Origin of the sequence: Pseudomonas sp. NPDC087346 (assembly GCF_044744235.1) — a bacterium.
Taxonomy (GTDB): domain Bacteria; phylum Pseudomonadota; class Gammaproteobacteria; order Pseudomonadales; family Pseudomonadaceae; genus Aquipseudomonas.
On the sequence record NZ_JBIUXX010000087.1, the window covers coordinates 1 to 11,065 of the forward strand.

The 11,065-nt window shown below is 60.0% G+C and carries 8 protein-coding genes; 1 reads left to right on the plus strand and 7 read right to left on the minus strand.

Features of this window, described 5'->3' with window-relative positions:
* Nucleotides 1–3,131 (minus strand): phosphoribosylformylglycinamidine synthase (purL, locus tag ACIOZM_RS29110; RefSeq protein ID WP_401220474.1); only part of this gene is annotated, 3,131 nt, incomplete at its 3' end.
* A 285-nt stretch (nt 3,132–3,416) separates the two neighbouring features.
* Here purL and mltF point away from each other — a divergent pair.
* Nucleotides 3,417–4,877: a membrane-bound lytic murein transglycosylase MltF gene (gene mltF / locus ACIOZM_RS29115; protein WP_401220477.1), complete on the plus strand. Its 1,461-nt coding sequence runs from the start codon at nt 3,417–3,419 to the stop codon at nt 4,875–4,877.
* A gap of 84 nt (nt 4,878–4,961) precedes the next feature.
* Here mltF and pdxJ read toward each other — a convergent pair whose 3' ends face one another.
* From pdxJ to lepA, 6 genes are all read right to left on the minus strand, one after another.
* The gene (gene pdxJ / locus ACIOZM_RS29120) at nt 4,962–5,708 is read right to left on the minus strand and encodes a pyridoxine 5'-phosphate synthase (RefSeq protein WP_401220480.1); all 747 of its coding nucleotides are present in this window, start codon (nt 5,706–5,708) and stop codon (nt 4,962–4,964) included.
* 47 nt (nt 5,709–5,755) lie between these two features.
* On the minus strand, nt 5,756–6,445 hold the full coding sequence (recO, locus tag ACIOZM_RS29125) for a DNA repair protein RecO (RefSeq protein WP_401220483.1): 690 nt from the start codon (nt 6,443–6,445) through the stop codon (nt 5,756–5,758).
* A 168-nt stretch (nt 6,446–6,613) separates the two neighbouring features.
* Entirely contained in the window at nt 6,614–7,516 is a 903-nt protein-coding gene (gene era / locus ACIOZM_RS29130) for a GTPase Era (RefSeq protein ID WP_401220486.1), read from the minus strand.
* Entirely contained in the window at nt 7,509–8,198 is a 690-nt protein-coding gene (gene rnc / locus ACIOZM_RS29135; RefSeq protein WP_401220489.1) for a ribonuclease III, read from the minus strand. Before rnc ends, era begins: the two co-directional genes overlap by 8 nt.
* 182 nt (nt 8,199–8,380) lie before the next feature.
* Complete coding sequence (lepB, locus tag ACIOZM_RS29140) at nt 8,381–9,235, minus strand: signal peptidase I (RefSeq protein WP_401220491.1); 855 nt, start codon at nt 9,233–9,235, stop codon at nt 8,381–8,383.
* Between the two features lie 5 nt (nt 9,236–9,240).
* The gene (gene lepA / locus ACIOZM_RS29145; protein ID WP_401220510.1) at nt 9,241–10,974 is read right to left on the minus strand and encodes a translation elongation factor 4; all 1,734 of its coding nucleotides are present in this window, start codon (nt 10,972–10,974) and stop codon (nt 9,241–9,243) included.
* Between the last annotated feature and the right edge of the window lie 91 nt (nt 10,975–11,065).

Sequence of the window (11,065 nt, forward strand, 5' to 3'; positions counted from 1 at the left end):
TGTGGGCGGATGCCTTTCTTGATGTAAGGCGCGGCGATGTCCTGGTTGACGTCGTAGCTGAGCTTGACGCTCAGGCCCGGGTTGTCTTCTTCCAGCAGCACGTCGAACTCTTGCTCGGCGCAGTCGACGTTGTCACGCAGACGCTGGATCTGGTAGCTGGTCTCGGCCCACTGACGTTGCAGCAGACGACGCTGGCCTTCGAACACGGTGTCACCGTTGAAGGTGATGTTGATCTGGCCATTGTTGATCGGCTGACCGATCACCGACACGCAGTCGCCCAGACCGGCAGCGCTGAACTGCGCGAGGATATCCGGAGTCGCGTCCTGACGAACCTGGATCACCGCGCCCAGTTCTTCGTTGAACAGGATCGCAGCGATATCGGCCGAAGTCTCAGCCAGACCGTCGAGGTTCAGGCTCAGACCGCAGTGACCGGCGAAGGCCATTTCCACCACGGAGGTCAGCAGACCACCGTCGGAACGGTCGTGGTAAGCCAGCAGGTGACCGTCGGCGTTGAGGCCCTGGATCACCGCGAAGAAAGCTTTCAGGTCTTCGGCGTCATCGACGTCCGGAGCCTGATTGCCGAGCTTGCCGTGGGTCTGTGCAAGGATCGAAGCGCCCATGCGGTTCTGACCGCGACCGAGGTCGATCAGGATCAGGTCCGTGGTGCCTTTGTCCATGCGCAGTTCCGGGGTCAGGGTCTGACGAATGTCAGCCACTGGCGCGAAACCGGTCACGATCAGCGACATCGGCGAGGTCACGGTTTTTTCTTCACCGTTGTCGTTCCAGCGCGTGGCCATGGACATCGAGTCCTTGCCCACCGGAATGGTAATGCCCAGCTCAGGGCAGAGTTCCATGCCGACCGCTTTCACGGTGTCGTACAGACGCGCGTCTTCGCCCGGGTGGCCGGCAGCCGACATCCAGTTCGCCGACAGTTTGATGTCGGAGATCTTGTTGATGCGCGAAGCGGCAATGTTGGTCAGGGTTTCGCCGATGGCCATGCGGCCCGACGCGGGAGCGTCCAGCAGAGCCAGCGGAGTACGCTCGCCCATTGCCATCGCTTCACCGGTGTAGACGTCGAAACTGGTAGCGGTGACGGCAACGTCAGCCACTGGAACCTGCCACGGGCCGACCATTTGGTCACGGGCCACGAGGCCGGTGATGGTGCGGTCGCCGATGGTGATCAGGAAGCTCTTGCTCGCGACGGCCGGGTGATGCAGAACGCGCTCGATGCTTTCAGTGATGTCGAGGTTCGACGGATCGAAATCGTCGCCCATCTCGGCTTCACGCACCACCGAACGGTGCATGCGCGGCGCCTTGCCCAGCAACACTTCCAGCGGCATGTCCACCGGGCTGTTGCCGAAGTGGCTGTCGGTGACGGTCAGTTGCGGTTCGGCAGTGGCTTCGCCAACAACGGCAAACGGGCAGCGCTCACGTTCGCAGATCGCCTGGAAGCGCTCGAAGTCAGCCGGGCCGACCGCCAGAACGTAACGTTCCTGGGATTCGTTGGACCAGATTTCGTGCGGGGCCATGCCCGGCTCGTCGTTTGGAATGTTACGCAGTTCGAAACGGCCACCGCGGTCGCCGTCGTTGACCAGTTCCGGGAAGGCGTTGGACAGACCGCCCGCGCCGACGTCGTGGATGAAGCTGATCGGGTTCTTGTCACCCAGTTGCCAGCAACGGTCGATGACTTCCTGGCAGCGACGCTCCATCTCAGGGTTTTCACGCTGAACGGAGGCGAAGTCCAGATCCGCCGAGCTGGTGCCGGTGGCCATGGAGGAAGCAGCGCCGCCGCCCAGACCGATCAACATCGCCGGGCCACCAAGCACGATCAGCTTGGAGCCGACGAGGATCTCGCCTTTCTTGACGTGCTCTTCACGGATGTTGCCCATACCGCCAGCCAGCATGATCGGCTTGTGGTAACCACGGACTTCGTCGCCGTGCGGGGTGGTGATCGATTGTTCGAAAGTACGGAAGTAGCCAGTCAGGGCCGGACGACCGAATTCGTTGTTGAACGCAGCGCCGCCGAGCGGGCCTTCGATCATGATGTCCAGCGCAGTAACGATGCGCTCAGGCTTGCCGTACGGCACTTCCCACGGCTGTTCAAAGCCCGGGATTTGCAGGTTGGATACGGTGAAACCGGTCAGGCCAGCCTTTGGCTTGGCGCCACGACCGGTTGCGCCTTCGTCACGAATCTCGCCGCCGGAACCGGTCGATGCGCCCGGGAACGGGGCAATTGCGGTCGGGTGGTTGTGCGTTTCAACCTTCATCAGGATGTGCACCGGCTCCTGCACCGCGCCGTACTGGCGGGTCTCAGGGTTCGGGAAGAAACGGCCGGCAACGTTGCCGACGATTACCGAGGCGTTGTCCTTATAAGCCGACAGAACGCCTTCGCTGTGCATCACGTAGGTGTTCTTGATCATGCCGAACAGGCTTTTTTCCTGGCTCTGGCCGTCGATGTCCCAACTGGCGTTGAAGATCTTGTGGCGGCAGTGCTCGGAGTTGGCCTGGGCGAACATCATCAGTTCGATGTCGTGCGGGTTGCGATTCAAACCGTTGAAGGCGTCGACCAGATAGTCGATTTCGTCTTCGGCGAGGGCCAGGCCAAGCTCGGTGTTGGCTTTTACCAGCGCTGCGCGACCACCGCCGAGGATGTCGATGGCGGTCAGCGGCTTCGGTTCGGCGTGGCTGAACAGACCGGCGGCCTGTTCAAGGTTGCCGAGAACGATCTGGGTCATGCGGTCATGCAGCACGTCGGCAATCAGCTGTGCCTGTTCATCGCTGAACTGGCCGGCCACGTAGAACGCGATACCGCGTTCCAGGCGCTGGATCTTGCTCAGGCCGCAGTTGCGGGCGATGTCGCTGGCCTTGCTCGACCATGGCGAGATGGTGCCGAAACGCGGCAACACCAGGAACAGACGACCGGTCGGCTCTTGAACCGGAACGCTTGGACCGTACTTCAGAAGGCGCGCAAGCACCTGCTGTTCGTCGCCGGTCAGGACGCCGGTAACTTCGGCGAAGTGAGCGAATTCAGCATACAAGCCGCTGACAGCCGGAACCATCTGGCTCAGTTGCTCAAGGAGTTTGCTGTGGCGAAAGGCAGAAAGGGCAGGAGCGCCGCGCAGGATCAACATCTTCGGGACAGCCTCGGGAAGGGGTGTGCTTTGAGGCCGTGCATTCTAGCCTAAACCGCCCTCAACATCACCCGAAACGCTACGCACGGTTGCACTCGGACCTCGATCTGTGTTTCTGCCTTTGGAGTCAAATTTCGAGGGTACGGGATCGCGGCTTATTTTTTCTGTCACAAAATGCCGTAAGGCCCTGTTCCTGCGGGGTTTCGCTCGGTTTTGTGACGGCTAGCAGACTGGGCCTTCACTGTCGATATATGGCGCCCGTGGTCCTTTGCGTATACTGCGCAGATGTTTTCCCCAACGGCTTTGCGTCCGCGGTATGCCAAATGGCTGATCGCAACCGGACTCTTCCTGATGCTCAGTGGCTGTGTTGATAAACCCAACACGCTGGAGCGCGTAAAGGAGGATGGTGTGCTGCGGGTGGTTACCCGAAACAGCCCTGCCACCTACTTTCAGGATCGTAACGGTGAAACCGGCTTCGAATACGAGCTGGTGAAGCGCTTCGCCGACGATTTGGGGGTCAAGCTTGAAATCGAGACCGCCGACAACCTAGACGACCTCTTCAACCAGATCGGCAAACCGAACGGCCCGGTGCTGGCCGCGGCCGGCCTGGTCAGCAGCGAAGATCGCAAGAAACAGGTGCGGTTCTCGCACTCCTATCTCGAAGTCACTCCGCAGATCATCTACCGCAACGGCCAGTCACGCCCCACCGATGCCGGTGATCTGGTCGGCAAGAAGATCATGGTGCTCAAGGGCAGCACCCACGCCGAGCAACTGGCGGAGCTGAAAAAGAAGTTTCCGGCCATCGAATACGAAGAGTCCGATGCGGTCGAGGTAGTTGACCTGCTGCGCATGGTCGATGAAGGCCAGATCGATCTGACCCTGGTCGACTCCAACGAAGTGGCGATGAATCAGGTGTACTTCACCAACATCCGCGTGGCTTTCGACCTCGGTGATGCGCGCAGCCAGAGTTGGGCGGTTGCCGCCGGCGAAGACAACAGCCTGCTCAACGAGATCAACGCTTATCTGGACAAGGTGCAGAAGAACGGCACCCTGCAACGTCTGAAGGACCGTTATTACGGCCACGTCGATGTGCTCGGTTACATGGGCGCCACCACCTTCGCCCAGCACTTGCAGCAGCGTCTGCCCAAGTACGAACCGCACTTCAAGGCCTACGCCAAGAAAGAAAAAGTCGACTGGCGCCTGCTCGCCGCCATCGGTTATCAGGAATCGCTGTGGCAACCGACGGTCACCTCGAAGACCGGCGTGCGCGGGCTGATGATGCTGACCCAGAACACCGCTCAGGCGATGGGCGTGTCCAACCGTCTCGATCCGAAGCAAAGCATCATGGGCGGCGCCAAGTACCTCGCCTATATGAAGGATCAACTCGACGATTCGATTCAGGAGCCGGACCGTACGTGGTTCGCCCTCGCCGCCTATAACGTTGGCAGCGGTCATCTGGATGACGCGCGCAAGCTGACGGCCAAGGAAGGGCTGAATCCGAATAAATGGCTGGATGTGAAGAAGATCCTGCCACGTCTGTCGCAGAAACAGTGGTACAGCAAGACCCGCTACGGCTACGCCCGGGGCGGCGAGCCGGTGCACTTCGTGGCGAACATTCGTCGCTACTACGACATTTTGACCTGGGTGACACAGCCGCAGCTGGAAGGCGACCAGGTGGCCGAGGGCAATCTGCATGTGCCGGGGATCGACAAGTCCAAGCCTGCGCAAGAACCTGCACCCCTTTAAAGCAAAAGATCGCAGCCTTCGGCAGCTCCTACAGGGAAATGCATTCCAGGGTAGGAGCTGCCGAAGGCTGCGATCTTTTGATCTTCAGCCCTTCAAAGCAGCAGCCAGGATCAGCGCTTTCATCTCGGACACAGCCGACTTGAAGCCAACGAACAACGCATGCGCCACCAGCGCATGGCCGATGTTCAGTTCGTTGATACCCTTGATCGCCGCCACGGCTTCAACGTTGTGGTAATGCAGGCCGTGACCAGCGTTGACGATCAGACCCTGAGCCAGACCAAATGCCACACCGTCCGCCACACGCTTCAACTCTTCAGCAATTTCGGTCGGAGTCTCGGCATCGGCGTAACGCCCGGTGTGCAGCTCAATGGCCGGCGCACCGACACGCTTCGACGCCGCGATCTGACGCTCGTCAGCATCGATGAACAGCGACACTTCACTGCCGATCTTCGACAGACGCTCTACCGCTGCCTTGATCCGCGCTTCCTGCCCCGCGACGTCCAGACCGCCTTCGGTGGTCAGCTCCTGACGGGTTTCCGGCACCAGACAGATGTGCGCCGGGCGAATGCGCTCGGCGAACGCCATCATTTCTTCGGTGACGCCCATTTCGAAGTTCATGCGGGTTTGCAGCACATCCTTGAGCAGCAGCACGTCGCGCTCCTGAATGTGCCGGCGGTCTTCACGCAGATGCACGGTGATGCCATCGGCGCCCGCCTCTTCCGCGTCCAGCGCTGCCTTGACCGGGTCCGGGTAACGCGTGCCACGGGCCTGACGCAAGGTGGCGACGTGGTCGATGTTCACGCCAAGAAGAATGCGATTGCTGGTGGTCACGGATGCGTTCCTGAATTGAGAGATTCGGCGCACAGCATACGGTGAGATCAGGGCTTGCGAAACAGCTCGCGACTGACGAGGGGCCGACCGCCCAGATGAACGGCGAGTGCCTGGCGCATCAGACGCTTGGCAGCCGAGAGTGCGCCGGGGGCCGACCAGTCGGCTTCGGCCATGGCCAGCAGTTCGACGCCGTTGAACAGGCCCGGTTGCAGCAGGTAAACCCGCTCAAGGCCCGCGTCCACTTGCAGACGATAGAGACCGTCCGCAGCAATGGACTCGCCGTGGATGTCGGTGTTCAGCGAAAAGCCGTAGCCGAGGTCGTCGAGCAGGCGCCATTCGAAGGAGCGCAGCAACGGCTCCAGCGGCCGGCCTTCGGCGAGGGCCAGCAACGTCGCAGCGTAGTGATCGAACACTGCTGGATGCGGATCTTCGGCAGGCAGCAGGCGGATCAGCAGTTCATTGAGGTAGAGGCCGCTGAACAGTGCCTCGCCAACCATCCAGGTGGCAGTGCCAACCCCTTCCATGCGCCCGACGTTTTTCAGCTCGCCGCGCCCACGAAACTCGACTTCCAGCGGCACGAACGGCCGCGCCAGAGTCCCGGCCTTGCCCCGCGCACTGCGCAACACCGCCCGCAGCCGACCTTGCGGCGTGAGGAAGTCCACCAAAGCGCTGGTTTCGCGATAGGCGCGGGAGTGGAGGACGTAGGCGGGTTGGGCGGGAGGTGGGCTTGAGGACATGGTGTCTCGCTGAAGGAGTGCAGTCTTGAGACCAACATAAACCTAATGTGGGAGCGGGCTTGCCCGCGATGGCGGATTCACATTCAACATTTATGCTGAATATTACTTCCTCATCGCGGGCAAGCCCGCTCCCACAGGGTTCTCTGGCTTAGCAGGAACCGAGATTTGTTACAGGTCGCCGTAACCCAGCGAACGCAGTGCGCGTTCATCGTCGGACCATCCGCCCTTCACCTTGACCCACAGGTTGAGCATGATCTTGGAGTCGAACAGCAGCTCCATATCCTTGCGCGCTTCGGTGCCGATGCGCTTGATGCGCTCGCCCTTGTCGCCAATGATGATTTTCTTCTGGCCGTCACGTTCAACGAGAATCAGCGCGTGGATGTGCAGAGTCTTGCCCATCTGCTTGAACTCTTCGATTTCCACGGTGATCTGGTACGGCAGCTCGGCGCCCATCTGGCGCATGATTTTCTCGCGGACCAGTTCGGCGGCGAGGAAACGGCTGCTGCGGTCGGTGATCTGGTCTTCCGGGAAGAAGTGATCGTTTTCCGGCAGGTAACCGGCAATGACCTTTTCCAGCGCTTCGAGGTTGTGCCCGTGCTGTGCCGAAATCGGGATGATCTGCGCGTTCGGCAGCTGTTCCTGCAACCAGGACAGGTGCGGCATCAGCTCAGCCTTGTCTTCGATACGGTCGGTCTTGTTCAACGCGACGATCAGCGGGCCGGTCACGTACTGCACGCGCTCCAGAACCATCTGGTCTTCGTCGGTCCACTTGGTGCGGTCAACCACGAAGATCACCACGTCGACGTCTTTCAACGCCGCCGAAGCGGTCTTGTTCATGTAACGGTTGAGAGCCTTTTCGCCGCCCTTGTGCATGCCGGGCGTGTCGACGTAGATCGCCTGCACGTCGCCTTCGGTCTTGATGCCGAGCATGTTGTGACGGGTGGTCTGCGGCTTGCGCGAGGTGATCGCGAGCTTCTGGCCGAGGATGTGGTTCAACAGCGTCGACTTGCCCACGTTCGGCCGGCCAACGATGGCGACATAGCCACAGCGTGTTACGTTTGAATCAGTCATGGCCATTCTCCACGCCCAGGGCAATCAGTGCTGCGGCGGCCGCTACCTGTTCGGCAATACGACGACTCACACCCTGACCTCGGCTTTTTTCATTCAATAAGACAACTTCGCACTCGACGAAGAAGGTTCGGCAGTGCGGCTCGCCCTGGATATCCACCACTTCGTAGCGTGGCAGGTCGCAACCGCGCGATTGCAGGAATTCCTGCAGGCGGGTTTTCGGGTCTTTGTTGGTATCGACCAGGGTCAGACCTTCAAACTCACCGGCCAGCCAGGCCAGTACGCGTTCGCGGGCCATGTCCATGCCGGCGTCGAGATAGATTGCGCCAATCAGCGCTTCAAGGGCATCGGCCAGAATCGATTCGCGACGGAAACCGCCGCTTTTCAGCTCGCCGGAACCCAGACGCAGGTATTCGCCCAGGTCGAAACCGCGCGCCAGAACAGCCAGCGTCTCACCTTTCACCAGGCGTGCGCGCAAACGCGACAACTGGCCTTCGCGGGCGAGCGGGAAGCGATCGAACAAGGCCTCGCCGGCGACAAAGTTGAGGATGGCATCGCCGAGGAATTCCAGGCGTTCATTGTTGCGCCCGGCAAAGCTGCGGTGCGTGAGGGCCAGAACCATCAGATCCTGGTCCTTGAAGGTGTAACCGAGCTGACGCTCGAGACGGCTTAAGGAGTCGCTCACGGTTTACCCACGCTGAGTTCGTGGCTGGTTTCCACCGCCATCGCCGGGTTGCGGCGCAGGCTTGGGACAATTAACGCTGTGTTCAAAAATTACATCCTGAATATCGTGGCTTCATGCCCCGGAGGCGATTGTGTCAGCTCCAGAAATGCATTCGGCGCTGTGTTCAACAGCGCCGTGTGTGATTACTTGATCAGGCCGACCCGCGAGAAATTCGGCAGGTGGCTGAGTTTCGGTTCCGGCCAGCTCATCCAGACCGCGAAGGCCTTGCCGACGATGTTCTGGTCGGGAACCATGCCCAGCAGATCCTTGGGAATGTTCGGATCATCCCAGTAGCGACTGTCGTTGGAGTTGTCGCGGTTGTCGCCCATCATGAAGTAGTGCCCGGCCGGCACGGTCCACGAATGGTCCGGGGTAGCGCGATAGCGGCTCATTTCCTTGCGGATCAGGTGCTCGGCGGCGCCGAGTTTTTCCTTGTAGAGCTCTGCGCTGCCCAACGTGCCCGGCTCGGAGCCGACCAGTTGTTCGGCAATCGACTCGCCGTTGACGAACAGACGCTTGTCGGCGGTGTAACGCACCGTGTCGCCCGGCAGGCCGACTACACGCTTGATGTAGTTGACGTTCGGGTCGCTCGGGTAGCGGAACACCATCACATCACCGCGCTGCGGATCACCGACTTCGATGATTTTCTTGTCGATCACCGGCAAGCGGATCCCGTAAGAAAACTTGCTCACCAGAATGAAGTCGCCAACGTCCAGGGTCGGTTTCATCGAGCCGGAAGGAATCTGGAACGGTTCCACGAGGAACGAACGCAGCACCAGCACGATGAACAACACCGGAAAGAACGACTTGCCGTATTCGACCAGCAACGGTTCTTTGTTCAGCTTCTCGACCACCACCACATCAGGCTGGCTGACGCTGCCCTGATAGGAAGCGATGGCCGAACGCCGACGCGGTGCCAGGATCAACAGATCGAGCAACGCCAAAAGACCGCAGACGAACACGGCAATGACCAGCAACAGCGGGAAATTTAGTGACATAGGACCTAACTATCCAACCTGAGCACGGCGAGGAAGGCTTCCTGTGGAATTTCCACGTTGCCGACCTGTTTCATGCGTTTTTTACCGGCCTTTTGCTTTTCAAGCAGCTTTTTCTTACGGCTGACGTCGCCACCGTAGCATTTGGCCAATACGTTCTTTCTGAGTGCCTTGACGGTTGTCCGGGCAACGATCTGACCGCCAATGGCAGCCTGAATCGCCACGTCGAACATCTGACGCGGAATCAGTTCTTTCATCTTCTCGGTCAGCTGGCGACCTTTATAGTTCGCATTGTCACGGTGCACGATCAGCGCCAGAGCGTCGACCTTGTCGCCGTTGATCAACACGTCCAGTTTCACCAGACTAGCCGATTGGTAACGATCGAAATGGTAATCCAGCGAAGCATAGCCGCGACTGGTGGATTTCAGACGGTCGAAGAAGTCGAGGACCACTTCGTTCATCGGCAGATCGTAAGTCACTTGCACCTGCGAGCCGAGGAACAGCATGTCGTGCTGGACGCCACGCTTCTCGATGCACAGGGTAATCACGTTGCCCAGGTGTTCCTGCGGCACAAGGATGTTGGCGCGCACGATCGGCTCGCGCATATCCTCGATAGTCGACAAGTCTGGAAGCTTCGACGGGTTGTCGACGTAAATCGTTTCACCGGTTTTCAGCAGCAGTTCGAAAATTACTGTCGGCGCCGTGGTGATCAGGTCCAGGTCGTACTCGCGCTCAAGGCGCTCCTGGATGATTTCCATGTGCAGCATGCCGAGGAACCCGCAACGGAAGCCGAAGCCCAGTGCGTCGGAGCTTTCCGGGGTGTACTGCAGCGACGAGTCGTTGAGGGTCAGCTTCTGCAATGCTTCGCGGAAATCCTCGAAGTCGTCGGAGCTGACCGGGAACAGACCGGCATAAACCTGTGGCTGGATGCGTTTGAAGCCGGGCAGCACTGCAACGTCCGGGGTCGAGTTCAGGGTCAGGGTGTCACCCACCGGTGCACCGTGAATGTCCTTGATACCGGCAATGATGAAGCCCACTTCGCCGGCCTTGAGGTCAACGGTAGCGGTGTGTTTCGGGTTGAACACGCCAACGCTGTCGACCAGATGGATCTTGCCGGTGGACTTGACGAGGATCTTGTCGCCCTTCTTCACGCGACCATGACGCACGCGCACCAGGGAGACAACGCCCAGGTAGTTGTCGAACCAGGAGTCGATGATCAACGCTTGCAGCGGATCTTCGTAGTTACCGGTCGGCGCAGGGATGACCTTGACCAGACGCTCGAGCACTTCGTCGACGCCCAGGCCAGTCTTGGCGCTGCACTCGACCGCATCGGTAGCATCGATGCCAATGATCTTCTCGATTTCTTCTTTGACGCGGTCCGGATCAGCCTGTGGCAGGTCGATCTTGTTCAGGACCGGCATGACCTCAAGGCCCTGCTCGATGGCGGTGTAGCAGTTGGCCACGGACTGGGCTTCAACGCCTTGACCGGCGTCGACCACCAGCAGTGCACCTTCACACGCCGCCAGAGAACGGCTGACTTCGTAGGTGAAGTCAACGTGGCCCGGGGTGTCAATGAAGTTCAACTGATAGTTGATGCCGTCGCGAGCCTTGTAATAAAGGGTGACGCTGTGGGCCTTGATGGTGATCCCGCGTTCACGCTCCAGATCCATGGAATCCAGTACCTGGGCTTCCATTTCACGCTCGGCCAGGCCGCCGCACATCTGGATGAAGCGATCGGCCAGGGTGGGGGGGGGGGGGGGGGGGTGGGGGGGGGGGGGGGGGGGGGGGGGGGGGGGGGGTTGAGAAAAAGGGAAGGACAAAAAAACAAAGAGC